At 66.4% G+C, this 26,928-nt stretch carries 22 protein-coding genes; 7 read left to right on the plus strand and 15 right to left on the minus strand.

Annotated features, from left to right (window positions below; all coding sequences use genetic code 11):
• The first annotated feature begins 221 nt into the window (after nucleotides 1–221).
• Nucleotides 222–1,796: an ATP-binding protein gene (locus tag ACIPVK_RS06270; protein WP_407611140.1), complete on the plus strand. Its 1,575-nt coding sequence runs from the start codon at nucleotides 222–224 to the stop codon at nucleotides 1,794–1,796.
• Nucleotides 1,793–2,467, plus strand: coding sequence for a response regulator (locus tag ACIPVK_RS06275; RefSeq protein ID WP_407611101.1), 675 nt, complete (start codon nucleotides 1,793–1,795; stop codon nucleotides 2,465–2,467). Before ACIPVK_RS06270 ends, ACIPVK_RS06275 begins: the two co-directional genes overlap by 4 nt.
• Here ACIPVK_RS06275 and ACIPVK_RS06280 read toward each other — a convergent pair.
• Together ACIPVK_RS06280 and ACIPVK_RS06285 are read right to left on the minus strand one after the other, a co-directional pair.
• On the minus strand, nucleotides 2,464–2,994 hold the full coding sequence (locus ACIPVK_RS06280) for a MaoC family dehydratase (protein WP_407611102.1): 531 nt from the start codon (nucleotides 2,992–2,994) through the stop codon (nucleotides 2,464–2,466). The two genes, ACIPVK_RS06275 and ACIPVK_RS06280, sit on opposite strands and share 4 nt — an antisense overlap.
• Before the next feature lie 139 nt (nucleotides 2,995–3,133).
• Entirely contained in the window at nucleotides 3,134–4,297 is a 1,164-nt protein-coding gene (locus ACIPVK_RS06285; RefSeq protein WP_407611103.1) for an acyl-CoA dehydrogenase family protein, read from the minus strand.
• Between the two features lie 241 nt (nucleotides 4,298–4,538).
• On the opposite strand from ACIPVK_RS06285, the gene ACIPVK_RS06290 reads away from it, so the two are divergent.
• Entirely contained in the window at nucleotides 4,539–5,153 is a 615-nt protein-coding gene (locus ACIPVK_RS06290; protein ID WP_407611104.1) for a TetR/AcrR family transcriptional regulator, read from the plus strand.
• A 37-nt stretch (nucleotides 5,154–5,190) separates the two neighbouring features.
• The gene (locus tag ACIPVK_RS06295) at nucleotides 5,191–5,655 is read left to right on the plus strand and encodes a GNAT family N-acetyltransferase (RefSeq protein WP_407611141.1); all 465 of its coding nucleotides are present in this window, start codon (nucleotides 5,191–5,193) and stop codon (nucleotides 5,653–5,655) included.
• 91 nt (nucleotides 5,656–5,746) lie between these two features.
• Here the strand turns inward: ACIPVK_RS06295 and ACIPVK_RS06300 are convergent, their stop codons facing one another.
• The 11 genes from ACIPVK_RS06300 to pdhA form a co-directional block, all read right to left on the minus strand.
• Complete coding sequence (locus ACIPVK_RS06300; protein ID WP_407611105.1) at nucleotides 5,747–7,447, minus strand: ABC transporter ATP-binding protein; 1,701 nt, start codon at nucleotides 7,445–7,447, stop codon at nucleotides 5,747–5,749.
• On the minus strand, nucleotides 7,444–8,484 hold the full coding sequence (locus ACIPVK_RS06305; RefSeq protein ID WP_407611106.1) for an ABC transporter permease: 1,041 nt from the start codon (nucleotides 8,482–8,484) through the stop codon (nucleotides 7,444–7,446). Before ACIPVK_RS06305 ends, ACIPVK_RS06300 begins: the two co-directional genes overlap by 4 nt.
• 40 nt (nucleotides 8,485–8,524) lie before the next feature.
• A complete protein-coding gene (locus tag ACIPVK_RS06310; protein WP_407611107.1) occupies nucleotides 8,525–10,042 on the minus strand; it encodes an ABC transporter permease in 1,518 nt (505 codons plus the stop codon).
• A 114-nt stretch (nucleotides 10,043–10,156) separates the two neighbouring features.
• Nucleotides 10,157–11,956: an ABC transporter family substrate-binding protein gene (locus ACIPVK_RS06315; RefSeq protein ID WP_407611108.1), complete on the minus strand. Its 1,800-nt coding sequence runs from the start codon at nucleotides 11,954–11,956 to the stop codon at nucleotides 10,157–10,159.
• A 454-nt stretch (nucleotides 11,957–12,410) separates the two neighbouring features.
• The gene (locus tag ACIPVK_RS06320) at nucleotides 12,411–14,111 is read right to left on the minus strand and encodes a dipeptide ABC transporter ATP-binding protein (RefSeq protein ID WP_407611109.1); all 1,701 of its coding nucleotides are present in this window, start codon (nucleotides 14,109–14,111) and stop codon (nucleotides 12,411–12,413) included.
• Nucleotides 14,112–14,115: 4 nt separating this feature from the next.
• Nucleotides 14,116–15,102: an ABC transporter permease gene (locus tag ACIPVK_RS06325; protein ID WP_407611142.1), complete on the minus strand. Its 987-nt coding sequence runs from the start codon at nucleotides 15,100–15,102 to the stop codon at nucleotides 14,116–14,118.
• A 19-nt stretch (nucleotides 15,103–15,121) separates the two neighbouring features.
• Nucleotides 15,122–16,048, minus strand: coding sequence for an ABC transporter permease (locus tag ACIPVK_RS06330; RefSeq protein WP_407611110.1), 927 nt, complete (start codon nucleotides 16,046–16,048; stop codon nucleotides 15,122–15,124).
• A gap of 165 nt (nucleotides 16,049–16,213) precedes the next feature.
• Complete coding sequence (locus ACIPVK_RS06335) at nucleotides 16,214–17,857, minus strand: ABC transporter substrate-binding protein (RefSeq protein WP_407611111.1); 1,644 nt, start codon at nucleotides 17,855–17,857, stop codon at nucleotides 16,214–16,216.
• Nucleotides 17,858–18,075: 218 nt separating this feature from the next.
• The gene (locus tag ACIPVK_RS06340) at nucleotides 18,076–19,485 is read right to left on the minus strand and encodes a dihydrolipoamide acetyltransferase family protein (RefSeq protein WP_407611112.1); all 1,410 of its coding nucleotides are present in this window, start codon (nucleotides 19,483–19,485) and stop codon (nucleotides 18,076–18,078) included.
• Nucleotides 19,482–20,489 carry an alpha-ketoacid dehydrogenase subunit beta gene (locus tag ACIPVK_RS06345; RefSeq protein ID WP_407611113.1) on the minus strand — a complete coding sequence of 336 codons (1,008 nt, stop codon included), beginning with the start codon at nucleotides 20,487–20,489 and terminating at the stop codon, nucleotides 19,482–19,484. Before ACIPVK_RS06345 ends, ACIPVK_RS06340 begins: the two co-directional genes overlap by 4 nt.
• Nucleotides 20,486–21,616 (minus strand): pyruvate dehydrogenase (acetyl-transferring) E1 component subunit alpha, encoded by a 1,131-nt coding sequence (gene pdhA / locus ACIPVK_RS06350; RefSeq protein WP_407611114.1) that lies wholly within the window; start codon nucleotides 21,614–21,616, stop codon nucleotides 20,486–20,488. Before pdhA ends, ACIPVK_RS06345 begins: the two co-directional genes overlap by 4 nt.
• Nucleotides 21,617–21,801: 185 nt before the next feature.
• On the opposite strand from pdhA, the gene ACIPVK_RS06355 reads away from it, so the two are divergent.
• Nucleotides 21,802–22,323 carry an Lrp/AsnC family transcriptional regulator gene (locus ACIPVK_RS06355; protein WP_407611115.1) on the plus strand — a complete coding sequence of 174 codons (522 nt, stop codon included), beginning with the start codon at nucleotides 21,802–21,804 and terminating at the stop codon, nucleotides 22,321–22,323.
• Between the two features lie 51 nt (nucleotides 22,324–22,374).
• Nucleotides 22,375–23,361 carry a hypothetical protein gene (locus tag ACIPVK_RS06360; protein WP_407611116.1) on the plus strand — a complete coding sequence of 329 codons (987 nt, stop codon included), beginning with the start codon at nucleotides 22,375–22,377 and terminating at the stop codon, nucleotides 23,359–23,361.
• A gap of 138 nt (nucleotides 23,362–23,499) precedes the next feature.
• On the opposite strand, the gene ACIPVK_RS06365 is transcribed toward ACIPVK_RS06360, so the two are convergent.
• Together ACIPVK_RS06365 and ACIPVK_RS06370 are read right to left on the minus strand one after the other, a co-directional pair.
• Entirely contained in the window at nucleotides 23,500–25,128 is a 1,629-nt protein-coding gene (locus ACIPVK_RS06365; RefSeq protein WP_407611117.1) for a cation acetate symporter, read from the minus strand.
• A gap of 3 nt (nucleotides 25,129–25,131) precedes the next feature.
• Nucleotides 25,132–25,476, minus strand: coding sequence for a DUF485 domain-containing protein (locus ACIPVK_RS06370; protein WP_407611118.1), 345 nt, complete (start codon nucleotides 25,474–25,476; stop codon nucleotides 25,132–25,134).
• A 240-nt stretch (nucleotides 25,477–25,716) separates the two neighbouring features.
• Between ACIPVK_RS06370 and ACIPVK_RS06375 the strand changes: the two genes are divergently transcribed.
• Entirely contained in the window at nucleotides 25,717–26,916 is a 1,200-nt protein-coding gene (locus ACIPVK_RS06375) for a sensor histidine kinase (RefSeq protein WP_407611119.1), read from the plus strand.
• The last annotated feature ends 12 nt before the right edge of the window (nucleotides 26,917–26,928 follow it).

The following is a 26,928-nucleotide window of genomic DNA, read 5'->3' on the forward strand; positions in this document are numbered from 1 at the left end:
CCACATTAGGCCGCGTTCGCGGCCGGGCAATTCTTGTGTTCGCAAAGAAAGTTTTGTACATAGTGTTCACGGTCACATTCGGTGCGGATGCCCGATTTGGGTAGAGTACACGCCGATGGCACATGCCGGATCGGGCGATTGGCGCCGGGTCCGCCGTGGCACGGAAAGGACCGCCGGTGTCCGGCCACTCCCCCGCCCCGCGATGGGGCCGCACCGCCCGGTTGAGTCTCGCGGGCCAGTTCCTGGGGCTGCAATTGCTGATCCTGCTGGCGGTCATGGCCGGGGTCCTGGCCATGTCCCTGGCCCAGGCCACCCAGACCTTTGAACGCGTCGAGTCCCGGCGCTCGCTGGCGGCGGCCGAAAACCTCGCCGCGACCCCGCTCGTGCGGGCCCTGCTGCCCGAGGCGAAGCCCCGCTTCGGCTCGGCCCTGCCCTCCATCACCGAATCGGTGCGCTCGGTCTCCGGCAGCAGCGAGTCGCTGTTGGTCAATGCCCAGGGCATCGTGGTGACCGCCTCCAACCCCGCGCTGCTCGGGGAGATGTTCCCCCTGGGCGAGTCCGACGTGATGGAGGGCCGGGCATGGACCGGGTCCACGCAGCGCAGCGGCGTCAAGATGCTCGAGGCACATGTCCCGGTGCTCGACGACGGCGGACAGCTCGTGGGCTTCGCCTCCATGGGCCGCAGCTATCCGTCGCTCGTGGAACGCCTTCTCGAGGCCACCCCCAATTTGTTGGTCTACCTGGGGATCTCCCTCGCCCTGGGCACGCTCGGCTCGCTCCTGCTCTCCCGCCGCGTCAAGCGGCAGACCCTGGGCCTGGAGCCTGCGGAAATCACCGGGCTGGTGGAACACCGCGAGGCCATCCTGCACGGCGTCAAGGAGGGTGTGGTGGCCATCGACCTGCGCGAACGCATCACGCTGGCCAACGACGCTGCGCGCAGGCTGCTGGGCTGGCCCGAGGACTGCGAGGGACGGACCCTGCAGGACCTCGCGATCGACGCGGCGCTGCGCGAGGTGCTGACCATGAAGCAGGCGGACGCCGACCGGCTGGTGCTGGTCGGCGAGCGCATGGTGGTGCTGAACCGACGCCCCATTCAATCCCGTGGCCGGCTGGTCGGGTCGGTGACCACTCTGCGTGACCGGACCGAATTGACGACCCTGGAAAAGGAACTGGGGGCCACGCGCATGACGACCGAGACGCTGCGCGCCCAGACCCACGAATTCGCCAACCAGCTGCACACCATCTCCGGGCTGATCCAGCTGGAAGAATACGACGAGGTGCTCACCTACGTGAACGGGGTGAGCTTCAGCCGTACGCGGCTGCTGGACGATGTCACCCACCGCGTTGCCGATCCCACGGTTGCCGCGCTGCTCATCGCCAAGTCCGCCCTGGCCTCGGAGCGCGGCGTGGGCATCGACCTCGATCCCGAATCGCGCCTTGGACGAGTGGACGAGGCCCTGTCCCGGGACCTGACCACGGTGGTCGGCAACCTGGTGGACAACGCCATCGACGCGGTGGCCGGACGCGAAAGCGCCAAGGTCAACGTCCGGGTGTCGGAGGAGGACGAGGTGGTCGTGGTGTCGGTGCACGACACCGGCGGCGGGATCGATGCCGGGAACATTGCTAAGATCTTCGTCCAGGGCTACAGCACCAAGGCCTCGTCGTCCGAGGCGGGGCGCGGCTTCGGCCTGGCGCTAACCCGCCTGGTGTGCCTGCGCCGCGGCGGCGACGTCACGGTCGCCAACGACGAGGGGGCGGTCTTCACGGCCCGCCTGGGGAAAAAGGTTCAGTCATGATCAAGGTGCTCATCGTCGACGACGACTTCATGGTCGCGCGGATCCATTCGGGATTCGTCGCGCAGATGCCCGGCTTCGAGGTTGTCGGGGTCGCGCGCACCGGGGCCCAGGCCCTGACCGAGGCCCGCCGCCTCCAGCCGGACCTGGTGCTGCTGGACATCTACCTGCCCGACATCTACGGGCTTGAGCTGCTGGGGCAGTTGCGCGCGGCAGTCCCCGAGCTCGACGTGCTGGTGATCAGCGCCGCCCGGGAGGCCGAGACCGTGCGCCGGGCGCTGCGCGGGGGCATAGTGCACTACCTCATGAAGCCGTTCACCCAGGCGGACCTGCACCAGCGCCTGGAGCACTACCGGCGCACCTACCGTTCGCTGGGCTCGGCCGCCACCGCCGACCAGTCCGACGTGGACGCGGTCTTCGGCATGGCCGGGGCCGACAAGCCGCTGCCCAAGGGCTGCGCGGCGGAAACCATGGAACGGGTGCAGTCCATCTTGCGCGACGCGGAGGCGGACCTCTCCGCGCTGGAGGTCGGCGAGATGCTGGGCCTGTCCCGGGTCAGCGCGCGGCGCTACCTGGAGTACCTCAATGAGGTGGGGCAGGCGCAGGTGGACCTGCGCTACGGCGGCGGACGCCCGGAGCGGCGCTACAGCTGGCGCGGCCCCAAGGCGGACTAGGCCCAGTCGTCCGCGCCGAAGGACCCGTTCTGCAGCTTCTGGTGCGCCTCGCGCGTGAACATCAGGCACACGCGGGTCGCCTCGGCCACGGTGATGCCGTCCTGGTTCTTGCCCACGTGGGAGAAGGTTGCCACCCCGAGCCCCGGCCGGGAGTTGGAGGGGCGCAGGTCCACGATCCGCGTCTGGGTGTAGAGCGTGTCCCCCGGGAAGAGCGGGTGCGGGAAGCGCACGTCGGTCAGGCCCAGCTGGCCCATCAGCGTCCCCTGGGTCAGCTGCGACACCGACTGTCCCACCATGGTGGCCAGGGTGAACATCGAGTTCATGACCCGGCGCCCGAAGGGCTGGGTCGCGGCGAAGGCCGCGTCCAGGTGCAGCGCCTGGGTGTTCATGCTCAGGGCCGTGAACAGGACGTTGTCCGCCTCCGTCATGGTGCGCCCGGGCGAGTGCACGTACACCGCGTCGGCATCAAGTTCCTCGAAGTACAGGCCCCGCTCGTGGATTTCACGCACATCGTCCCGCTCTGACATGGTCCTCACGCACCTCTCGCGCTGGGGTGTTTCCGCCGCCGCACCGCTCCCGGTTGGGGGGTGCGGTGCGGCGGGGCCACCTTCCGAACAATCCTTGTTCTCGTATCCTACAAACATTCGGGCCGGTGGCCCCCGATTCCTAGAGACCCAGCGAGCGGGCGATCAGCAGCAGCTGGACCTCGGTGGTTCCCTCGCCGATTTCCAGGATCTTCGAATCCCGGTAGTGCCGGGCCACCAAGGACTCGTTCATGAACCCGTAGCCGCCGAAGATCTGCGTGGCGTCGCGGGCATTGTCCATGGCGGCCTCCCCGGCCACCAGCTTGGCGATCGCCGCCTCCGTCTTGAAGTCCTGGCCCGCGAGCATCTTGGCCGCCGCCGCGTAGTAGGCCAGGCGCGAGGTGTGGACCCGGGCGGCCATCCGGGCGATCTTGAAGGAGATCCCCTGGTTGGATCCGATGGAGCGCCCGAAGGTCGTGCGGGTCTTGGCGTAGGCGGTCGCCTCGTCGAGGCAGCCCTGGGCCGCCCCGGTGCCCAGCGCGGCAATCGCGATGCGCCCCTCGTCGAGGATCGACAGGAAGTTCGCGTAGCCGCGCCCGCGCTCCCCCAGCAGGTTCTCCTCCGGGACGCTCGCGTTCTCGAACCTCAGCGGATGGGTGTCCGAGGCGCGCCAGCCGACCTTGTCATAGGCGGGGTCCACGGTGTACCCGGGGGTATCGCGCGGCACCAGGATCGTGGAGATCTCCTTGGCGACGGAGCCGTCGGCCTTCGTCTGGGTCCCGGTGACGGCGGTGACCGTCACCAGGGTGGAGATGTCGGTGCCGGAGTTGGTGATGAATTCCTTGGACCCGTTGAGCACCCACGACCCGTCCTTCAGGGTCGCGGTGGTGGCGGTGCCGCCGGCATCGGACCCGGCCCCGGACTCGGTGAGCCCGAACCCCGCCAGTTCCGCTCCCGAGCACAGTGCCGGCAGCCAGCGGTCCTTCTGGGCCTGGGTGCCGAAGCGGTGGATGGGCATGGCCCCCAGGCTGACGCCCGCCTCCAGGGTGATGGCCACCGACTGGTCGACCCGCGCCAGCTCCTCGATGGCCAGGGAGAGCGCGAAGTAGTCCCCGCCCATGCCGCCGACGTCCTCAGAAAAAGGCAGGCCGAACAGGCCCATCTGCCCCATCTGGGAGATGACCTCGTAGGGGAAGGAGTGCGCAGCGTCGTGCTTCGCCGAAACCGGCGCCACGACCTCGTTGGCGAACTCGCGCACCGTCTTGGCGAGTTCCAGGTAGTCCTCGTTGAGTTCCAGGTTGATCATGTTCCCTGTGCCCCTTTCGCTGGTGGCCGTGGATGCCCGGTTGCCGTGGGCCGGGTGGGCCGCACGGGGCGAACGTTGCGCGGTTGCGCTCCGCTTGGGCTTTGTCCCCTGACCACGTATTGTTAGTGATCATTAACTGAGTCCGAGGCTAGTGGCGCGCGCCACACTTGTCCAGCCTCCCGGAAAAGTTGCGCCGGTGCCCCGCGGGCGCAAGCGCCGAGTCAAGAAGGAGCGGTGGAGCGTGAACGGAAATCCCAAGGACCCGACGGCGACCGACCGCGAACGCGCCAAGGCACAGCGGCGCCAGGACCTCTTGGCGGAGGCCACCCGGCTCTTCGCCATCCGCGGCTATGCCGGGGTCTCGCTCGAGGACCTCGGGGCGGCCTGCGGCATCAGCGGACCGGCCGTGTACCGCCACTTTTCCGGCAAGTCCGCGGTCCTCATTGCCTTGCTGGTGGGGGTCAGCCAGGACATGGTGGACGGCGGGCGAAAGGTAACGGACGCCGGCGGGACCGCCGCCGAGACGCTCACGCGGCTGATCGCCTTCCACACCGACTTCGCCCTGGCCCGCCCGGACATCATCCAGGTCCAGGACCGCAACCTGGAGACCCTGCCCGCGGCCGAACTGCAATTGGTGCGCAAGCTGCAGCGCGAATACATCGGGATGTGGACCGAGCAGCTGCACCAGATCCACCCGGGGGAAACCAACGCCGTCATCCGGTTCCGGGCCCATGCGGCCTTCGGCCTGCTCAACTCAACCGCGCATTCGGCGCACTCCCCGCGCACCTCCAAGGCCGGGTTGCGCAGGCTCCTGAACCAGATGGCCGCATCAGCCCTGTTCACACCGGTAGGCTAGGGCCTAGACGTTGACCACAAAGAGAGAGGCAGTGACCGTGCAGCTACGGCCTTTGCAGCCCGAAGACCTGGATCAGTTCTTCGATCACCAACAGGACCCCGAAGCCAACCTCATGGCTGCCTTCACGGCCCGGAACCCCGCTGACCGCGGGGTCTTCGACCACCACTGGGGTTCGATCATCAATGACCCCAAGGTCATTGTGCGCACCATTGAGCACGACGGCGAGGTCGCCGGTTCGATCCTGGTCTTCGAGAACGAGACCATCCCGGAGATCAGCTTCTGGACCGCCAGCCGCTACTGGGGCCAGGGCATCACCACCAGCGCCGTGGACGCTTTCCTGGCCGAGTACACCGCCCGCCCGCTGCGCGCCCGCGTGCCGCAGGACAACATCGGCTCCATCAAGATCCTGGAACGACGTGGTTTCAAGGTCATCGACGAGGCAGCCGACTTCTCCAACGCCCGCGCCGCGGTCGTGAAGGAATTCATCATGGAGCTCAGCTAGCTCCCTGCGCGCAGACTTCGCCCCCTTGGGGGCACGGCAATGGCCGGGAAGCCCCTCGGGGGCTTCCCGGCCATTGTTCTGCCGCGGCGGATCAGCTGTCGGGGTTCTCCACCGACATCAGCAGGCGCCTGGCCTCGCGGCGCATGGCCTGCTCCCTGGGCTCCGGGACCGGGGCCGCGGCCAGCAGCCGGCGGGTGTAGTCGTGCTGCGGCGCGTGCAGCACGTCGCGCACCCTGCCCTGTTCCACCGACTTCCCGTCCTTCATGACCACCACGCTGTGCGCCAGCAGGTCCACCACGGCCAGGTCGTGGCTGACGAACAGGCAGGCGAACTCGTAGCGGGCCTGCAGCTCCTGGATCATCTCCAGCACCGCCGCCTGCACCGAGACGTCCAGCGCGCTGGTCGGTTCGTCGGCGATCAGCAGCTCCGGATCAAGGGTCAGCGCCCGGGCGATGCACACGCGCTGGCGCTGGCCGCCGGAGAGCTCGTGCGGGTAGCGGTTGATGACCGAGGTCGGCAGGTGCACGGCCTCGAGCAGCTCGGAGGCGCGCCTGATGCGCTCGGCGCGGTTGCCGACCTTGTGCACCACCATCGGCTCGGTGATGCAGTCCCCGATCGGGAAGCGCGGGTTCAGCGACGCGGCGGGGTCTTGGAAGATGACCCCGATCTTGGCGCGGATGGCGCGGGCCGCCTTGGGCCGCAGCGTGGCCAAGTTGGTGCCCTGGACCGCCAGCACCCCGGAGGCCACGGGCAGCAGCCCCAGCACGGCCTTGGCCACGGTGGACTTGCCGGAACCCGACTCCCCCACGATGCCCAGGATCTCCCCGCGACCCAGCTCGAAGGACAAGTCGTCCACGGCCCGGAACTTGGTGCCGCGCATGTCGTACTCGAGCACCAGGTTCCGCGCCTCCAGGACCAGCTTGCGGTGCGGGTCCACGGGGGCGAGCGGCTCCGGAACCCAGGCCCCCGTCACATCCACCGCTTCGAGCCGGGGCACGGAGGCCAGCAGCTTCTGCGTGTAGGGGTGCTGCGGGTGGTTGAGCACTTGGTCCACGGTGCCGGTCTCCACCAGCGAGCCGTGGAACATCACCGCGACGCGGTCCGCGAGGTCCGCGACCACGCCCATGTTGTGGGTGATCAGCAGGATGCCGGTGTTCAGCTTGTCCTTGAGCTCGCGCAGCAGGTCCAGGATCTCGGCCTGCACCGTCACGTCCAGCGCGGTGGTCGGCTCGTCGGCGATTATGACCTTCGGGTCGCAGGAGATCGCCATGGCGATCACGATGCGCTGGCGCTGGCCGCCGGAGAACTGGTGCGGGTACTGCTTGATGCGCTTGCGCGGGTCGGGGATGCCGACCATGCCCAGCAGCTCGATGGCGCGCGCGGTCGCGTCCTTGCCGTAGGCCAGGCCGTGCAGTTCCAGGGATTCGGTGAGCTGGCGCTCGATGGTGAGCACCGGGTTCAGCGCGGTCATCGGTTCCTGGAAGACCATGGCGATGTCGGTGGCGCGCATCTTGCGCATCCGGCTCTCCGCCATGCCCACGACATTGACGCCCCCGACCAGTGCCTTGCCGGTGATGTAGGCGTTGGAGGGCAGCAGCCCGATGGCCGCGGTGGAGGTCACCGACTTGCCGGAGCCCGATTCGCCCACCAGCGCCACGACTTCCCCGGGGTACACCTCCAGGGAGAGCCCCTTGACGGCGTGCACGTCGGAGAACTCGGTCTCGAAGGAGACGTTGAGGTTCTCGAAGCTCAGCGCGGTGGCGTTCCCGAGAGGGGGTGTGGAGATGCTCATTCGGAAACCTCTTCCTTCTTGGTGCGGCGCCTGGCCTTGCGGGTCTGGCGCGGGTCAAAGGCGTCGCGCAGCCCGTCGCCCAGGAAGTTCACGCTCAGCGCGATCGCCAGGATGATCATGCCCGGCCACCAGAACAGCCAGGGCCGGTTGGTGAACGCGTTTTGGTATTGGCTGATGAGCAGGCCCAGCGAGGAATCCGGCGGCTTCACCCCGAAGCCCAGGTAGGACAGCGAGGTCTCCAGCAGGATGGCCCCGGCGATCGCGAACGTCGCGTTCACGACGATGACGCCGATGGTGTTGGGCAGCAGGTGCTTGAGGATGACGCGGCGGGTGGTGGCACCCATGGACTGGGCGGCCGCCACGTATTCGCGTTCGCGCAGCGAGAGCACCTCGCCGCGCACCAGCCTGGCCAGGCCGGTCCAGGTGACCAGGCCAAGCACCAGGGCCAGGGCGATGGTGGTGTTTCCGGTGCGGCTGGCGATCTGCCCCAGCACGGCGGCGAGGACCAGCAGCGGGATCACGATGAACAGGTCGGTCATGCGCATCAGCGCCGCATCGATCCAGCCGCGGTAGTACCCCGCCACGGCGCCGATGACGGCGCCGATCACGGTGGCAACGAACCCGACGATGACGGCGATGATGATCGACTGCTGGGTGCCGCGCATCACCAGCGCGAAGTAGTCCTTGCCCGTGGAGTCCTGGCCGAAGGGGTGCTCGCCCCAGGCCAGGCCCGGACCTCCCAGCCAGGACGGCAGCACCGAGAGCGTGGGACGTCCCCCGTCGATGACGGATCCGGCCATGGTGTAGTCCTTGTCCCACCAGCCCGGGATGCCCGCGTAGCCGATGGAGCTGAAGGCCATGACGGCGATGAAGACCAGCACGATGGTCGAGATCATGGCGGCCCGGTGGGCGATGAAGCGGCGGCGGACCAGTTGGCCCTGGCTGAGCGAGACGGTGTCCTTGCGGGCCAGCGCCGCGTCCTCGGCCTCGGCCAGCAGGACGGCGGGGGCCTCGGTGGGTTCCTTTTCGATGGTCATCGCAGTCCCTCCCGTGCGCCGTGGTGGTTCGTGTGCTTGTTCATACCCTGATCCTCGGGTCCAGAATTGCGTAGAAGATGTCGGCCAGCATGTTGAACACGACCGCCGCGGTGCCTGTCACCAGGAAGAATGCCATCACCGGGGCCGGGTCCACCTGCATCAGGCCGGTTCGGAACAGCTCGCCCATGCCCTTCCAGCCGAAGACCGACTCGGTGATCACCGCTCCGCCGATCAGCCCCGCGAAGTCGAACGCGGCGATGGTGACGATGGGGATCATCGCGTTGCGGAAGGCGTGGCGGAAGATCACCGTGCGCTCGCTCAATCCCTTGGACCGGGCGGTGCGGATGTAGTCCTGCTGCCCGACTTCCAGCATCGAGGAGCGGGTGTACCGGCTGTAGCTGGCCAGCGAGATGATCGCCAGCAGGATGGTGGGCAGCAGCAGCTGGGTCCCCTTGTCCAGGAAGTCCTCCCAGAAGGTGCCGGCGAAGTTCGGCGTCTGCGAACCGATGGTGGCGATCGGCCGGGGCTTGAGCATCAGGAATCCGGGCCACGCACGGAAGATGTGGTCCAGGGCGGTCAGTCCCGCCATGACCAGCCCGGTGGCGACCGAGACGCCCATGGCCGGTCCGCGCAGGTGGCCGCCCAGGTACTTGCCCAGCAGCGCCGGGACGAGCACGGCCAGGATGCCCCCGCCGGCAAGGATGAACCAGTTGGGGTTCTCCAGCACGCCGAAGGCCGCGAAGTAGACGATGGCGCCCAGCGCCACGGTTCCCAGCGCCGGGTAGAGCACCTTGGTGTTGCGCAGCCCGACGGTCATGGCGGTGCCGCTGAGCGCGACGCCGAGCCCGAGCAGCAGCACGCCGCCGAATCCCAGCTGCGGGAAGCGGAAGAAGTTCAGCCACGTGAGGTACGGGATGGCGACGGCAACGAAGGCGGCCGCCACGGCGAAGGTGATGATGCGCCGCTTGAGGGGGCCGGCCAGGAAGACCTGCATCAGGAAGCCGACGAGCAGCGCCATGGCGGCGATCTGCGGCGGGGAGAAGGCGGGGTCGCGCATCCAGTCGTTGTAGCCGATGGCCAGGTACTCCTTGAGCAGCACGGCCGCCCAGAAGACCGGAAGGGAGAAGAACATGAACGTCAGGAAGGTGACGCCGTAGTCCAGGCCCGAGTATTGGCGCACCGCCGTCAGCACGCCGATGGCGATGCCGACGATCGCGGCGAGCACCGTGGCCAGCAGGACCAGGCGCAGGGTGGAGCTGGCGGCCAGGCTGAGCAGCGCGCTGACCTCCACGCCCTGGCGGCTGGTGCCCAGGTCGCACTGCAGCGCGAAGCACTTGCCGACGCCCACCAGCCAGGTCCAGTAGCGCTGGTACCAGGGCATGTCCAGGTTCATGAACTCGATGCGCCGCTGCATCAGGGTTTCGCGGTTTTCCGCGTTGCTTTCCCGCAACTCCGCCAGCGGGTCTCCGGAGTTGATCACGAGGACGTAGAGCAGGAGCGAGGCCGCGAATAGGATCCCTATCGACGCGCCCAGCCTGCGGAGAATAAATCTCAACACTGCAAATAGCTACCTTTCTAGCCGATGTGCCCGTGGCCTGTGGGCCAACGGACACGTGGGGCCCGACGCTGGTTGCGCCAGGCCCCACGTTCTTACCGTTTTACCGTCGATCGGCTATTCGGCGCGGACCCACTGTTCCGCGTTCCAGACCAGCCCGTTCTGGGTGGCCGTCTTGCGGACGTTGAGCACGTTCGCGGCGGAGGCCCCCAGGCCCGGGTGGGCGAAGACCGGGATGCCGAAGAGGTCATCCCAAAGCAGCTTCTCGATCTTCTTGGTCTCCTCCGCGTGGACGTTGGTGTCCAGGGTGGTGGTCAGGCGCTCCCAGGCCGCGTCGACCTCGGTGTTGGAGTACTTCCCGTAGTTCTGCGGCTTGCCCGTGCCGTAGATGTTCTCGCCGGAGGTGATCTGGCCGGATCCGGCCCAGGCGAACAGTGCAACCTCGTAGTCGCCGCGTTCCATGGTGCCGCCGGGTGCGAAGAAGTCCGCATTGCCGGCGTCCACGACCTCGAAGCCAGCCTGGTCACAGGAAGACTTGATCATGGCGACTTCCTCGGCGCGGCGCGGGTTCGGTGCAGAGTACCCGATGCGGACCTTGGGCTTGTCGACGCCTTCGGTCTCGAGGATCTTCTTGGCGCCCTCGATGTCGACGTTGTCGTACTGGCCCGCGTAGGCGGCACCCACGACATCGTCGTAGCTGTCCTGGAACGGGAAGACCTCGCGGGCGTTCATGACCTGGGCTTCCGGGTTCAGCGGCTTGATCAGGTTCTCCACGATCTGCTGGCGCGGAACGCACATGGCGAAGGCCTTGCGCAGTTCCAGGTTGTCCGAGAAGAGCGCGCCCTTCGCGAAGTTGAAATCGAGGTGCTCCCAGGTCAGGGTGTCGCCCTGGTGGACCTGGACCGAATCGCCCAGCGCGGTAAGCTGCGCGAGCGTGTCGACGGTTGCCTGGGGCTCGATGACGTCGATGTCACCGTTTTGCAGGGCCTGGACCATGGTGTCGGGTGCGGCAAAGCGGATGACCAGTTCCTTGGTCGCCGCCGGGGTGCCGTAGTAGTTCTCGTTGGCCACCAGGGTCACGGACTGTCCGGCTTCCCAGCTGCCCAGCTTGTACGGGCCGGAGACCGGGATGAGATCGGCCGCGGGCAGCTTGCCCGGGGAGGTGTTCCAACCGGTGTTCCAGAAGGAGGCAACCTTCTTCAGCGCGTCGGAGTCGCCGGAGCGAATGGCTTCGACCATTTCCTCGGTGCTCATGCCGCCCTGCTTGGCCACGACGTGGGCCGGGCTGTAGATCATGGTCTGGATGGCGTAGTCCGGATCCGGGTTGGCGTAGGTGACAGTGAATTCCTTGCCGGCCGCATCGCCCTCGGGGCCCTTGGGGATGGTCTGGCCCAGGTCCTGCGACACCGAGTTGAACAGCGGCTTCTTGCCGTCGGCGAGGTTCGTGTTCTGCACGCCCCAGGCAAGCACCGCGTCGGCAACCGTGATGTCGGTGCCATCGGACCACTTGGCCTCGGGGTTGATGGTGTACTTGATGGTCATCGGGTCTTCGCTGACGACCTCGTACTTGCCCAGGTCCTCGTTCGGGTAGACCTTTCCGTCCGTGCCGAAGTAGTAGAAGCTGGCGAAGAGCCGGTCTGTGACGGCGGAGTTGTAGGTGCTGTAGGACTCAGGAGTCAGCCCGTTGTAGCTGATGAAGTCCTCGGCACCGACCGAGTAGCTGACCGAGTCGTCCTTGGTCGTGATGTCGCCAAGATCGGCGAGGCCGCTGTTTGCCGGCTCTACGCTGAACTTGCCGCTGGTGTCGCCCGACGTGGCCGTGGGCGTTGCATTCTGGCCGCCGGGGGCACATGCACTGAGCGCAAGTGCGAGCGCAGCGCCCACCGCAACGGCCTTTGAAATACGTTGGAAACGCATTTCTCCTCCTAAATAGCTTGATCTAAATGAAGCCGGGGTTCCCACCCGGATGCGGTCCATGCAGTGTGCGATGCCCCACACTTCAGAACCCTAGCCTCGATTCCCCCGGATGGATATAAAAACACCACTTCATATTTTCCGGCCATTCGGGCCGCCACTTGGAGACTCGCACCGCTGAACTCAACGGCCCGGAATGTGATGGGCGCTACAGCCGCGAAAAATCAAGGATCTACTTCACATTGAGCTTTGCCAACTACTACTCGCAAGTAGGCGGGGGCGGTCACCCGGGATTTATAACAGTTTGGAAACATGGCAGCGAAGTGCCTTCCCCGGCGTCTTGACCGCACCTCTGCCGGGCAATCGGGGTTAAGCACTTGGAGGGACGAACCGTCCGGTTCGTCCCTCCAAGTGCCTTGCTTCTATTTCCGAATCGTCACCGATTCCTCACGCGCGCCTACAGCCTCAAGGTGGCACCCGGGATGGAGCGAAGCAGGTTCTTGGTGTACTCGCTCTGCGGGTTGTTGAACACCTCGTCGGTGGTGGCATACTCCACGACCCGGCCATGCTGCATCACGCAGACATCGTCCGCGATCTGGCGCACCACGGCCAGGTCGTGCGTGATGAACAGGTATGTGAGGTTCAGTTCCTCCTGCAGCTTGTTGAGCAGGTTCAGGATCTGGGCCTGCACCAACACATCCAGCGCCGAGACGGCCTCGTCGCAAATGATCACTTCCGGATTCAGCGCCAGGGCACGCGCAATCGCGATGCGCTGGCGCTGGCCTCCGGAGAGCTCATTGGGGAAGCGATGCATCGTGGAAGACGGCATGGAGACGTGTTCCAGCAGCTCCTTGACCCGGGTCTGCCGGGACTTGGCGTTGCCGATCCCGTGGATCCTCAGCGGTTCCTCGATGGTCCGGTAAATGCTGTACATCGGGTCCAGGGAACCGTAGGGATCCTGGAAGATCGGCTGCACCCGGCGACGGAACTTGAACAGGTCCTTTTCGCTCCTGTTGCTCATTTCCTGTCCATCGAAGATGACGGATCCCGACGTTGGCTCAAGGAGGCTCAGCACCATTTGGGCCACAGTGGACTTGCCCGAGCCGGACTCCCCCACAATCGCCGTGGTGGTGCCGCGCTTGACCGAGAGGGACACATTGTCCACCGCGGTGAAGTCCTCGCTGCGCCCCAGGCCCTTGCGGATCTTGAAGACCTTGGTGAGGTCCTTGATCTGTAGGACGTCGTCGTCGGCGATTTTGTGTTCAACCTTCACCACGGCGTTGATTTCTTCCGCAACTTCCGTCGGCTGCGACTGCAGCCGCTTGGAGGCCAGCGAAGGTGCCGCTGCAACGAGGCGCTTGGTGTAGGGGTGCACCGGGTTGCGCAGGATTTCCAGTGCCGGGCCGGACTCGACGACCTGGCCCTTGTACATGACCACGATCTTTTCGGCGCGCTCGGCGGCAAGACCCAGGTCGTGGGTGATCAGCAGCACCGCGGTGCCCAGCTCGCTGGTCATGGTGTCCAAGTGGTCCAGGATCTGCTGCTGCACCGTGACGTCCAGCGCGCTGGTGGGCTCGTCGGCAATCAGCAGGCGGGGCCGGCAGGCCAGGCCGATGGCGATGAGCGCGCGTTGGCGCATGCCACCGGAGAATTCGTGCGGGTACTGCCCGGCGCGCTTCGCGGCATCGGGCAGCCCTGCGTCGGACAGGACCTGCGCGACGCGTTCCTTGGAATTGCTTCCCGCCAGGCCGTTGGCCTTGAGGGTTTCCTGGACCTGGAAGCCGATCTTCCATACCGGGTTGAGGTTGGACATGGGGTCCTGGGGAACCATGCCGATCGAGCTGCCGCGCAGCTCGATGATGCGGTTCTCGCTCGCGTGGGTGATGTCCTCGCCGTCGAAGATGATTTGGCCGGCGGTGACCTTGCCGTTGCCGGGCAGCAGGCCGATGGCCGACAGCGCGGTGGTGGACTTTCCGGACCCCGACTCCCCCACGATCGCCACGGTCTCGCCGGGCATCACCGTCAGGTGCGCCTTGCGCACCGCGTTGACTGGCCCCTCGGGAGTGGCAAAGGTGATGGCCAGGTCCCTGATTTCAAGCAGCGGACGGTCCTCTTGCACCGACTCGTACACGGATGGTCCCTTCAATAGTTCGCTCATGGCGCTAGCCCTTCCGTGACTTTGGATCGAGTGCATCGCGCACGGCGTCACCGAGCATGATGAAGCTCAACACCGTGATGGACAGCGCCAGTGCGGGCCACATGAGGATCTCCGGGTTGTTGCGCACGGAGATCTGTGCCGAGGAAATGTCATTGCCCCAGCTCATGACGTCCGGGGGCAGCCCCAAGCTGAGGAACGACAGCGTTGACTCGGCAACGATGTAGATACCCAGGGAAATGGTGGAAACCACGATGACCGGGGCCAGCGAATTGGGCACCACGTGCTTGACCAGGGTCTTGAATTTGGATAGTCCCAGTGACCGCGAGGCCATGACGTAGTCAGAGCTCTTGGCCTCGATAACGGCGCCGCGGGCGATGCGGGCCATTTGCGGCCAGCCGAATATCGCCAGGGTGACGATGACCGTCCAGATGCTGCGATTCTCCCGGAATGCCGGCAGCTGCATGATGATGATGGCGCCAAGGATCAGCGGCAGGGCAAAGAAGATGTCCGCCAGTCGGGCCAGGATCGCGTCCAGCCAGCCGCCGTAGTAGCCTGCCAGCGCACCGAGAACGCCGCCGAAGATGATCACCGCGATCGTGGTGAACAACCCGACCAACACCGACGCCTGGGTTCCGTGGATGATGCGCGCATAGATGTCGCAGCCCTGGAAGGTGAATCCGAGAGGGTGTCCGGCCGAAGGACCCTGGCGGGCGAATTCGAGACTGCACGCGGTTGGACTGGTGTGGGTGAACAGGCCTGGGAACGCGGCCACGACGATCACCAACAGAATGAGCAGGGCTGAGACGATGAACAGTGGCTGCGTGCGCAACGAGCGCCATGCTTGGGCCCACATGCTCAGCGGGGCCGCCGTTTCGTCGACCTTGTCGACGCTTTGTAGCGGGGTTTCCGCCAGCGGTGCCACATAGTGCTCAATCCGGCGGCTGGAGATCTTTCCGGCGCGCACTCGCTGGGCCGGAGCTACCGGTTCAATGATTTCGGGTGTTGGATTCTCAGACAAGGCGGATCCTTGGGTCAAGCCACGCGTAGAGCAAATCAACGACGAGGTTAGCGATAACAAAAACAATCACGAGGACGCTGACGACGGCCACGACGGTCGGGGTTTCGCCCTTGAACACTGCTTGGTAGACCAGATTGCCGATCCCCGGGACATTGAAGATGCCCTCGGTCACGATTGCGCCACCCATCAGGGTGCCGAGATCGGCCCCGAGGAAGGTCACCACGGGGATTAGCGAATTTCGCAGGATATGCACCACAACCACCCGGCGACGGCTCAGGCCCTTGGCCGTTGCGGTGCGCACGTAGTCGGCGTGCTTGTTCTCGATGATAGAGGTTCGGGTGAGACGAACCACATAGGCCAGGGACACCAGCCCGAGCACGGTGGCGGGCAATATCAGGTCCTCCCACGGGGCTGTCGCGCCCACCGTGGGCTTGGCCCAGCCGAGTTTCACCCCGACGATGAACTGCAGCACAAAGCCGAGCACGAAGGTGGGAACGGCGATGACCACCAGGGAAGCAACCAAAACTGTGGAGTCAAAGAACTTGCCCTTCTTCAGCCCGGCAATGACGCCGAAGATGATGCCGAAGACGGCTTCGATGGCCAACGCCATCACGGCCAGGCGCGCGGTCACCGGCATGGCCCTGGCAATGACGTCTGCCACGGGCTGTCCGGAAAATGTCTGGCCCAGGTCAAAGGTCACGAGGTTCTTGAGGTACAGGAAATACTGGACCCAGAATGGCTGGTCCAGGTTGTACTGGGCGCGCAGGGCGGATTCAACGGCAGGACTCATCGGCTTGCCGCCGGAAAGTGCTGCGATGGGGTCTCCGGGTGTGGCAAAGACCAAGAAATACACCAGCAGCGTTGCCCCGAAAAATACGGGGATCAGCTGCAGGAATCTCTTGAATGTAAACATGATCATGGAACTGCCACCGTGGGTGTTGTGGGGGTGATCGATTCGATCAAGGGACTACTCCTTGTAAGGAAGTTTGGGTTGGCTAGCGGGGATGCTTTGCCGGTTCACGCAAGTAAGGGGGACCCGGGTCGGGCCCCCCTTTCTCACGTGTTGGATCAGCGGTGGGACGGCCTACTTGCCGACGATGGCGTTGTAAACCGGAACACCGTTCCAACCGAACTCCACATTGGAGACGTTTTCACTCCAGCCGCCCTGGACAGCCTGGTACCACAGCGGGATGACCGGCAGGTCCTTGAGGAGGATCTGCTGGGCCTCGTTGAAGATCTTGTTGCCCTCTTCGACGGAGGTGGCGGCAAGTCCGTCGGCCAGCTTCTGGTCGAATTCCTTGCTCGAGTAGTCGCCGTCGTTGGAACCGGCACCGGTTCCGTACAGCGGGCCCAGGAAGTTGTACAGCGACGGGTAGTCGGCCTGCCAGCCGGCACGCGATGCGCCGGTGAGCTTCTTGGAGACGACCAGTTCGCGCATTTCCTTGAACGTCGGAATCGGGTTCAGCTCGGCCTTGATTCCCAGGGTGTTGGAAATCTGGTTGGCCATGGCCTCGATGTATTCCTTGTTGCCAGCGCCATCGATGTTCGAGGTGATGGTGAACTTCTTGTCGGCCGGCCACGGGTCGATCTTGTCGGCTTCGGCCCACAGTTCCTTGGCCTTCTCGGCATTGAAGGTCAGGACCTCGTTGCCCGGAAGGGCATCGGAGTAACCGTCCAGGACCGGAGAGGTGAAGTCCTTCACGATCTGCTTGCCGCCGAAGAAGATGTTGTCGATGATCTGCTGGCGGTCGATGGCCATTGAGATGGCCTGGCGGCGCAACTGGCCGGCCTCGCCCTTGAACTCCGGCAGGTAGCTGGCAATCGTCATGGTGGCGTTGCCCGCGTAGGCCTGGTTGACCCAGCGGTCACCGAGGTCGTCCTTGTAGTTCTGCAGTGCGCTCGGCGGGATCTGGTCCAGCACGTCAAGGTTGTTGCCCAGCAGGTCCTGGTATGCGGCGTCGAAGGTCGTGTAGATCTTGAACGTCACGCCGCCGTTGGCCGGGGTGCGGGGACCGGAGTAGTCGGCGTTGGGAACCAGGTCGATCTGGACGTTGTGCTTCCAGCCGTCCTCGGCCAACTTGTACGGGCCGTTGCCTGCCGGCTTCTCGCCGAAGGCCTTCGGGTCCTCGAATGCGGCTGCGGGCAGCGGGTAGAAGGCGGTATAGCCCAGGCGAAGCGGGAAGTCGGACTCCGCGCGGCTGAGTTCAACGGTGAAGGTGGTGTCGTCGACGACCTTCAGCCCTTCCATGGTCTCCTTGGTGGATCCCTCGGCACTGACGTCGGCGTAGCCCTTGATGGACTCGAAGAAGTACGAGTTCAGCTGGGCGTTTTTGGCAGCGGCACCGAAGTTCCAGGCGTCGACGAACGACTTGGCCGTGACGGCCTCGCCGTTGGTGAACTTCTGGCCCGACTTGATCTTGATGGTGTAGTTCTTGGCGTCGGTGGTCTCGATGGACTCCGCCAGCTCGTTAACGGGCTTGCCGTCGATGTCGTAGCTGACGAGGCCCGTGAAGAGCAGGTCCATCACGCGACCGCCGCCAACTTCGTTGGTGTTGGCCGGCAACAAGCCGTTCTGCGGTTCGGTGGAGTTTGCCGTGATGACCTTCGACGGATCTCCGCCGGCGGTTTCGTCGGCTTCGTTTTCTCCGCCTCCGCCACCACAGGCGGTCAGGGTAAGGGCCAGGGCTGCGGAAAGCACAAGGGCCTTCGAGGTGCGGTTGTAACGCATTCTTTCTCCTCAACGAGTTTGTTTGGCTGGCGTGAGCGAGTGTTTTGTGCACCGCCAACCATGGTGAGTCTCATCACTCACAAGTGACACTACTCATGAATCTCTGAAACAACTAATGAACGACTGCTTCGAAACAGAATCTTAATGAATCTGCAACTTATGACCACACAACTTTCCGTAGGCTTTGTTGTCAATAGCCGCAGAAGCCCAAAACACCCCTACAGCAAACTCATCAACATCGCGGGGTCCTCCAGGACGTGCCCGATTTCCGCCAGGAACCTGGCCCCTTGCTCCCCGTCGACCACGCGGTGGTCAAAGGAAAGCGACAGCACCATGACCTGCCGCAGGGCGATCTCGTCGCGGTGTTCCCACGGCATCTTTCGCACCTGGCCCATGGCCAGGATTCCGGCCTGCCCGGGAGGCAGGATGGGCGTGCCGCCGTCCACGCCGAAGACACCCACGTTGCTGATGCTGAAGGTCCCTCCTGCCAGCTGGGCCGGGGTGATGCTGCCGGCGCGCGCCGCACCAGTCACCGCCCCGATTTCCCCTGCCAGCGAAGCCAGGTCCATGCCCTGGGCTCCGTGGACGACCGGGACCATGAGCCCGCGATCCGTTGCCGCGGCAATTCCGAGGTTCACGTGGCCGAACTCGACGATTTCGCCATGTTCCCCATCCCAGTGGGAGTTCAGGGTGCGGTGCCGTGCCAGGGCCAGGGTGACCACCTTGGCCACCACGGTGGTCACGGTGATTTTCACGTCGGCAAGGCGCGGCAGGCTGCGCAACCGCTCCAACAACGCCATGGTCTCGGTGACATCGACGCTCAGGAACTCGGTGACGTGGGGCGCGGTGAACGCGCTGGCGACCATGGCCGCGGCGGTCGCCTTCCGCACGCCCCGGATGGGGGTGCGGATCTCTTCCCAGCTGTCGCCGCTGTCGCGGTGCGCCCGGGCCTCGATGCCGGTGCCCTCGATGCCCGTGTGCTCGGAGGCACGCAGGACATCCTCGCGCGTGATCAGCCCGTTCGTGCCGGTGCCCTTGAGCGATCCCAGGTCTATGTGGTGGTCGCGGGCGAGCTTGCGCACCGGCGGGGTTGCGCGCAGGTGGCCGATACCCCGCGGGGCTTCGTCCCCGGTCCCCACCATCCGCAGCCCGGGATTCGGGTTGGCAGGTTTTGGATCCGGGGTGCCGACTGAAGCCCTGCCCGCAGGGGCCGTGTTGGAGTGCACCGGGGTTGCCTGCGGTGCCCGCACCTTGCGTTCCCTGCGTGCCGGGTGCCCGTTGGATTCGACCGCCGCGCCGTAGCCGACCAGGGTCGGCTGGCGCTTGGCCGGCTCCTCTCCCCCGCCCTGCGGGTCCCGTTCCGGCGTGCCCGAGTTGTCGGGCACGTCGAAGGAGATCAGTGGGTTGCCGACCTCCACGACGGCACCGACCTGCTCGTAGACCTTTTTCACGATCCCGCTGAACGGGGAGGGAAGTTCCACGACCGCCTTGGCGGTCTCGACCTCGGCAATGACCTGGTTCAGTTCCACGCTGTCGCCCTCGGCAACGCGCCAGGACAGGATCTCGGATTCGGTCAGGCCCTCGCCCAGGTCCGGCAGCTTGAAGAGTTTCTCCATGGTGGCGTTCATCCTTCCTCTCCCAGCAAATCCGGTGTGCGGCGCATGGCCCGGTCGACCCCGTCGAGGATCCGGTCAAGGTCGGGCAGGTGGTGGCTTTCGAGTTTCGAGGGCGGGTAGGGGATGTCGAACCCGGTGACCCGCACCGGGGCGTGGTCCAGGTGGTCGAAGCAGCGCTCGGTGAGGCTGGCGGCAAGCTCCGCGCCGATGCCGCCGAACTTCGAGGCCTCGTGGGTGATGACCACCCGCCCGGTCTTCCGCACGGAAGCCGAAAGCGTCTCGAAGTCCACCGGCTCGATGCTGCGCAGGTCGATGACCTCGATGTCGATGCCCTCGTCCCGCGCGGCAGCCGCGGCGTCCATGGCCGTTTTCACCAGCGGCCCGTAGGCCACCAGGGTCAGGTCCGTGCCCGGCCGCACCACCTGCGCCCGGTAGAGGGACCCGGGCTCCGGGACCAGCTCGGTGTCCACCTCCCCGCGTACGTGGTAGCGGCGCTTGGGCTCCAGGAAGATCACCGGGTCGTCGTCCGCGATCGCCTGCTGCAGCATGGTGTAGGCGTCCTGCGGGTTGGAGGGCGAAACGACCCGCAGCCCCGCGGTGTGCGCGAAGTAGGCCTCGGGAGATTCGGAGTGATGCTCCGGGGAGCCGATGCCGCCGCCGAAGGGGATGCGGATGGTCACCGGCAGCTTGACGTTGCCGCGGGAGCGGAAATGCATCTTGGCCAGCTGCGAGACGATCTGGTCGAAGGCCGGGTAGACGAATCCGTCGAACTGGATTTCCACCACCGGGCGGTAGCCGCGGAACGCCAGGCCGATGGCGGTGCCGACGATGCCGGATTCGGCCAGCGGGGTGTCGATGACCCGGTGCTGTCCGAAGTCCTTCTGCAACCCGTCGGTGATGCGGAAGACGCCGCCGAGCTTGCCGATGTCCTCGCCCATGAGCACGACCTTGGAATCGCGTTCCATGGAGGCGCGCAGCGAGGTGTTCAGGGCCTGGGAGAAGGTGAGGGTTTTCATTTGGTTCCCTGCGCTTCCACGGCAAAGCCGGCGAGGTAGTTGGCGTAGTTTTCGCGTTGTTCCTCCAGCCCCGAGTGGGGATGGCTGTAGACGTGGGCGAAGAGGTCGTCGACCTCGGGGTCGGGCATCGTGGTGATGGCCTCGCGCAGCCCGGCGGCCAGCTCGTCGGCCGCCGACTCGGAGCGCTTCTTCAGCTCCGCGAGGTCCGCGCCCAGGGTGTCCAGGTGCGCGGCGATCCGATCCAGCGGGTCCTTCGCCGCCCATTCCTCCAGCTCCAGGGCGTCGCGGTAGCGCGTGGGGTCATCGGCCGTGGTGTGTGCGCCCATGCGGTAGGTGACGGCCTCGATGAATGCGGGCCCGCTGCCGGTGCGCACGTGGGCCAGGGCCGCGCGGGTCGCCGCCATGACGGCGATGACGTCGTTGCCGTCGACCCGCCAGGTGGCCAGGCCGAAGCCGGCGGCGCGGTCGGCGATGTGGCCGGTGGTCTGCCGGGCCACGGGTTCGGAAATGGCCCAGTGGTTGTTCTGGCAGAAGAACACCAGCGGCGCCTGGTAGCTCGCGGCGAAGACCATGGCCTCGCTGACATCGCCCTGGCTGGTGGCCCCGTCGCCGAAGTAGGTGATGGCGGCCGCGGTGGAGCCGTCGAACTTCAGCCCCATGGCGTAGCCGGCGGCGTGCAGGGTCTGGGCCCCGATCACGATCTGCTGGTTGGCCATGTTGACCTCGTAGGGGTTCCAGCCGCTGGGGGCCGCCCCGCGCCACATGCGCAGCATGTCGTGCGGGTTCACCCCGCGGCAATATGCAACCCCGTGCTCGCGGTAGGAGGGGAAGATGAAGTCGTCGGCCTCCAATGCCCGGCCGGATCCGATCTGTGCGGCTTCCTGGCCCAGCAACGGGGCCCAGAGGCCCAGCTCGCCCTGGCGCTGCAGCGCGGTGCCCTCGGAGTCCAGCCTGCGGATGCAGGCCATGTCGATGTAGAGCTTTTCCAGGGCCGGGACGTCGATGTCCCCCACCCATTCATCGAGCTCTTCGCACAGATGGCGGGTGCCGTCGGGGGCGATCACCTGGAGGTAGGTTTCGGGGCCCTCGGGGGCCGAAGGGTCAAACGTGGGGGACACGGTCAGCATCCTTTGCGTCGATTGCGAATCAGGATCGGCATTCCGGTGGGACGTGCCGTTCCTGCGGGCGGGGGCCTCGTCGCCGCCACCTACCTGTGATGCTACTCACGTAATGCAGTGCGCACAATCCTTGCAAGCCCCATTGGGCACCTTGCACTATCCCGGGACGCCACGCGGTGCTAATCTTGCGCATTATGCAACAACTTGACGCCACCGACCTGCGGATACTCTCCGCGCTGTGCGACCGCCCCAAGGCCAGCGCCGTGGCACTGGCCACCGAGCTGGGCCTGAGCCGCAACACCGTCCAGGCGCGTCTGGTGCGGCTGGAGGCCGGAGGCGCGCTGCTGCCCTTCGAGCAGCGGGTGAACCCCGCCGCGCTGGGCTTCGGGCTGGTCAGCTTCGTGCACATCCACGTCCAGCAGCGGCTGCTGGCCCGGATCGTCGAGGACCTCAAGGCGATCCCGGAGATCGTCGAGGCCCACGGGGTGACCGGCTCCGCCGACATCCTCGCCCGCGTGGTCGCCAGCGGCGCCGAAGAACTCTTCCGGGTCAACGGGCAGATCCTGGCCATCGAGGGCGTCGAACGGGCCGACACCTCGCTGTCGATGGCCGAGCTCATCCCCCATCGCACCACCTCGCTGATGGAGCTTCGCCTGGCCTCGGGCGGCACGGCAGGGTCCCGGTCCGCGGGCCCGGGCACGGAGGCCGCCGGCTGAACGGCGGCGCCGTAGACGGCAGGAAGCCGGCGTGAGAGGATGGGCGGCACCATGGCCGGACCCCTTTGCCGAGGAGCTTCCATCCTGCATTTCAGCACCGCAACCCCGGAACGATTCAGCGCCCTCGCGCCCGATCCGATCATTGACTTAGAAAGGCTGAGGCACAACCTCGAACGCGGTGCGGTGAGGCCCGAACACCTGGTCCTTGCCCGCGACGCGGACGGCGTCGACGTCGGGCGGGTCGGCCTGTACACCCATCCCGACGGCACCACCGTCGCCTATGCCTTCCGGCTCAACCCCCTGTGGCCCGACCCGGCGGAGCTGTACGGCGTCCTTTTCGACGGCGTCGCCCGCGCCGCCCGGGCGACCGGCCTACAGAGGGTCGAGGTGTCGGTGGTTGACCGCCAGGATCCGGAACCGGAGGCCAAGCGAGCGGCGCTGCTGGCGCGGGGGTGGGTCGTGGACAGCGACCGGCTCGAGCTGGAGGCCACGACCGAAGGACGCCTTGTCCCCGGCGACATTCCCGGGAGAGCTCCCGCCGACCTGCCGGGAGCGGACAACGGGGAGGGCCGGGTCATCGAGATCGATCCGGCGGATCGGGAAGTCGTCCGCGTCATGGCCGCCGCCATGGGCAACAGCCTGGACGACTACGACCGCACCCGTGTCGCCGAACTCGGCGCGCAGCGGGCGGCCATCGCCTACCGGGACATGATGGCCGAGGGGCCCCGAAGAGTGCCATGGCTGGCGCACCGCGACCGCTCCGGGATCAACGGCATCGCCGCGATCCAGAGGTACCCGACCGACTGGAGCCTCGGTTACCTGGCCGTGGTTCCGGGAGCCCGACGCGCCGGCGTGGGTGTGTCCCTGGCATCGGCGATGTTGGCGGCCACCGCGCGAGCGGGGGTTCGGCTGGCCACGGCGAGCGTGGCACGGGCCAATGAACCGATCTTGCGGACGCTGCAGAAGGCGGGGTTCCACCTCGCCTCGCCGAGGACGGATTTTGTGCTGCATCAGGATCCGGGAAACCGCGAGAAGTGAATCCTTCCGCCGCCGGGGCGATGCCCCGGGCACGACAAAGGCGGTGTCGTTTCCCTATGGGGGAAGGAAACGACACCGCCCATGCGCCTCGGTGGAGCCGGGCCGCAGCCCGCCCTCACCGTGGTTCTTGCCCCGCCGTTAGTGGTCGACGGCCTTTTCGGCACCGACACCGGTCAGCGAGCGTACTTCCATTTCCGCGGACTTGACGACGTCCTCGGAATTCTTGTCCAGCACCGAGCCCAACCAGCCCAGCGCGAAGGCCAGCGGGATCGAGACGATGCCCGGGTTGGCCAGCGGGAAGATCGCGAAGTCGGCACCCGGGATCATGGAGGTCGGCAGACCCGACATGACCGGGGAGAAGACGATCAGCACGATGGCCGAGCCGAGGCCGCCGACCATGGACCAGACCGCGCCCTGGGTGGTGAACTTCTTCCAGAACAACGAGTACAGGATGGTGGGGAGGTTGGCCGAGGCGGCCACCGCGAAGGCCAAGGCCACCAGGAAGGCGACGTTCTGCCCCTGGGCGCCGATGCCGCCGACGATCGCGAAGATGCCGATGACGATGACGGTGCGGCGTGCCACCTTCATTTCCTTCTCCGGGGTGCTCTTGCCCTTGGCGATGACCGAGGCGTAGACGTCGTGGGCGAAGGAAGCCGCGGCGGTGATGGTCAATCCGGCAACCACCGCAAGGATGGTGGCGAAGGCGACCGCGGAGATCAAGCCGAGCAGCAGCGGGCCGCCGAGTTCGAAGGCCAGCAGCGGAGCCGCGGAGTTCACGCCGCCGGGGGCCGCGTTGATCTTGTCGGCACCGATCATCGCGCCGGCGCCGTAGCCCAGCACCAGGGTGAAGAGGTAGAAGGCGCCGATGAGCCAGATCGCCCAGACAACCGAGCGGCGGGCTTCCTTGGCCGTGGGGACCGTGTAGAAGCGCATCAGCACGTGCGGCAGGCCGGCGGTGCCGAGCACCAGGGCCAGGGCCAGGGAGATGAAGTCGAGCTTGGAGGTCTCCGACGCGCCGTACTTCTGGCCCGGGTTCAGGATGTCGACGGTGCCGGCGGATTCGACCGCCGCACCGAGCAGGGCGGAGAAGTTGAAGCCGAAGTTGGCCAGGACCATGATGGTCATGATGAACGCGCCGGCAATCAGCAGGCAGGCCTTGATGATCTGCACCCAGGTGGTGCCCTTCATGCCGCCGATCAGCACATAGACGATCATCAGCGCGCCGACCACCACGATGACCAGGGACTGGCCCAGGCGGTCATCGATGCCCAGCAGCAGGGAGACGAGCGCGCCGGCGCCGGCCATCTGTGCCAACAGGTAGAAGACGCACACCGCGAGGGTGGAGATCGCCGCGGCGATGCGCACCGGGCGCTGCTTCAGGCGGAAGGACAGCACGTCTGCCATGGTGAACTTGCCGGTGTTGCGCAGCAGTTCGGCGACCAGCAGCAGCGCCACCAGCCAGGCGACCAGGAAGCCGATGGAGTAGAGGAAGCCGTCGTAGCCGTTGATGGCGATGGCCCCCACGATGCCCAGGAAGGACGCGGCGGAGAGGTAGTCCCCGGCGATCGCGGTGCCGTTCTGGGTCCCGGTGAAGGACCGGCCGCCGGCGTAGTAGTCCGCGGCGGTCTTGTTGTTGCTCGAGGCCTTGAGCACCACGATCAGGGTGATGCCCACGAAGAGGCCGAAGATCCCGATGTTGACCCACGGGTTGCCGACCTTGGTGGTTTCGGCGGCCGCGGCGAGGACCGTAGAGGTAAGGACGTTCATGGCCTACTCCCCTTCCTGTGTTTCGAGGCGCTTGCGGATCGCCGTTGCCTTCGGGTCGAGCTTCTTGTTGCTGTAGGACACGTAGGCGGCGGTGATGCCGAAGGTGGAGACAAATTGCAACAGGCCCAGCAACAGGCCGACGTTGACGTTGCCCCACACCTTGATGGACATGAATTCGTGCGCGTAGTCCGCCAACAAGACGTAGGCGAAGTACCACAGCAGGAAGATGACGGCCATCGGGAAGACGAAGCTGCGGTGGGTCTTGCGCAGCTCGCGGAACTCTTCCGAGTCCTGTTCCTTCACAAAATCGATGCCGGTTCCAAGGTCCGACTCCGGGGTGGTGCTCATGACTCCTCCTTCACAAGGGGTTCAAGGCGCCAGGAGCGGTGCCCTTCCCGAATCGAGCGGCCAAGCCGTCCTGTGGGGCACGCCACCTGGCATGGTGACTAAGATCACTCTGCGCCACGGGCGCACCGAGCCGGAAGGGGGCGGGCCGGGTCAACCGGCAAGCGGTCCCGGGGATGCGCCAAGCGGCACCCGGCGGCGACGAACGGCATGCCGGCCCGGGCTCCGCGTAGGCTTGGAAACATGCTCTCCACCGCACTGCAGATGACCCTGATTGTCGCCACCGTCGTGGTCGGCGGCGCCCTGGTGGGATACCTCGGGTTCAGGATCGCGCGCTCTTCCCGCGACCTGGGCACCGACGCCGAGAAGGCCACCTTCGAGACGCTGCACCGGGTCTCGGTCGCGGCCCCGCACCTGGCCCAGGGCCTCACCCCGGAGGGCGCCGCCACGGCCGGCAAGCACCTGCGCGCGCTGCTGGCCGCCCAGGCGCTGGTCATCACCGACACCTCCGCGGTGCTCGCGGTGGACGGCACGATCCCGGACGCCGGGGAACAGGGCACCGCCGCGGCGCTTGAACTCGCCGCCGCCGTGCTTTCGGCCACCCGCACCCAGGTCAAGCGCTCGGATGCCGGGGACATGGTTTGCGCCCCGATCATGGTCGGGGACGTGCCGGTGGGCACCGTCTGCGCCTACATCCCGCGCGCGGGGGCCGGGTTCGTGCGCGCCGTGGCCGAGGTCGCCGCCTGGGTGGCCGCGCAGGTGGGGCTGGCCGAGCTCGACGCCTCCCGCGCGCTGCTCATGGAGGCCGAGGTCCGCGCGCTGCGCGCCCAGATCAGCCCGCACTTCATCTACAACTCGCTCAACGCCATCGCCTCCTTCATCAACACCGACCCGGCCCGGGCCCGGGAGCTGGTGGTCGAGTTCGCCGACTTCACCCGCTACTCCTTCCGCCGGCACGGGGACTTCACCACGCTGGCCGAGGAACTCACCGCCATCGACAGGTACCTGCTGCTGGAAAAGGCGCGCTTCGGCGAGCGCATCAAGGTCTCCCTGGCCATCGCCCCGGAGGTGCTGGCCACCGCCATCCCGTTCCTGTCCCTGCAGCCGCTGGTGGAGAACGCGGTGCGCCACGGGCTGGAGTCCAAGCCGGGAGGCGGAAGGATCACCATCAGCGCCTCGGATTCCGGGGAGTACGCGCTGATCACGGTGGAGGACGACGGGGTCGGCATCGACCCGGTGGCCCTGCGGGCGGTGCTGGCCGGGACCACCGAGTCCATCCACGTGGGCCTGCGCAACGTGGACGTGCGGCTGCGCCAGGTCTACGGGGACGCCCACGGGCTGGTCATCGACACCGCCCCGGGCGCCGGCACGCTGATCACCATGCGCATCCCCAAGTTCCGCCCGGGCGTCGAGCCCTCCGCCCCCGGCCTGGCCGCGCACTAGCGCGCCGGGGTC

The organism is Paeniglutamicibacter sp. MACA_103 (assembly GCF_045798555.1).
Classification (GTDB): domain Bacteria; phylum Actinomycetota; class Actinomycetes; order Actinomycetales; family Micrococcaceae; genus Paeniglutamicibacter.

Coding starts and splice junctions, on each gene's coding strand:
- ACIPVK_RS06355 (WP_407611115.1), top strand. CDS start 21,802: ATGCAACAACTTGACGCCACCGACCTGCGGATACTCTCCGCGCTGTGC.
- ACIPVK_RS06320 (WP_407611109.1), bottom strand. CDS start 14,111: ATGAGCGAACTATTGAAGGGACCATCCGTGTACGAGTCGGTGCAAGAG.
- ACIPVK_RS06335 (WP_407611111.1), bottom strand. CDS start 17,857: ATGCGTTACAACCGCACCTCGAAGGCCCTTGTGCTTTCCGCAGCCCTG.
- ACIPVK_RS06365 (WP_407611117.1), bottom strand. CDS start 25,128: ATGAACGTCCTTACCTCTACGGTCCTCGCCGCGGCCGCCGAAACCACC.
- ACIPVK_RS06305 (WP_407611106.1), bottom strand. CDS start 8,484: ATGACCATCGAAAAGGAACCCACCGAGGCCCCCGCCGTCCTGCTGGCC.
- ACIPVK_RS06370 (WP_407611118.1), bottom strand. CDS start 25,476: ATGAGCACCACCCCGGAGTCGGACCTTGGAACCGGCATCGATTTTGTG.
- ACIPVK_RS06340 (WP_407611112.1), bottom strand. CDS start 19,485: ATGAACGCCACCATGGAGAAACTCTTCAAGCTGCCGGACCTGGGCGAG.
- ACIPVK_RS06285 (WP_407611103.1), bottom strand. CDS start 4,297: ATGATCAACCTGGAACTCAACGAGGACTACCTGGAACTCGCCAAGACG.
- pdhA (WP_407611114.1), bottom strand. CDS start 21,616: ATGCTGACCGTGTCCCCCACGTTTGACCCTTCGGCCCCCGAGGGCCCC.
- ACIPVK_RS06300 (WP_407611105.1), bottom strand. CDS start 7,447: ATGAGCATCTCCACACCCCCTCTCGGGAACGCCACCGCGCTGAGCTTC.
- ACIPVK_RS06330 (WP_407611110.1), bottom strand. CDS start 16,048: ATGATCATGTTTACATTCAAGAGATTCCTGCAGCTGATCCCCGTATTT.
- ACIPVK_RS06315 (WP_407611108.1), bottom strand. CDS start 11,956: ATGCGTTTCCAACGTATTTCAAAGGCCGTTGCGGTGGGCGCTGCGCTC.
- ACIPVK_RS06345 (WP_407611113.1), bottom strand. CDS start 20,489: ATGAAAACCCTCACCTTCTCCCAGGCCCTGAACACCTCGCTGCGCGCC.
- ACIPVK_RS06375 (WP_407611119.1), top strand. CDS start 25,717: ATGCTCTCCACCGCACTGCAGATGACCCTGATTGTCGCCACCGTCGTG.
- ACIPVK_RS06275 (WP_407611101.1), top strand. CDS start 1,793: ATGATCAAGGTGCTCATCGTCGACGACGACTTCATGGTCGCGCGGATC.
- ACIPVK_RS06360 (WP_407611116.1), top strand. CDS start 22,375: ATGGCCGGACCCCTTTGCCGAGGAGCTTCCATCCTGCATTTCAGCACC.
- ACIPVK_RS06280 (WP_407611102.1), bottom strand. CDS start 2,994: ATGTCAGAGCGGGACGATGTGCGTGAAATCCACGAGCGGGGCCTGTAC.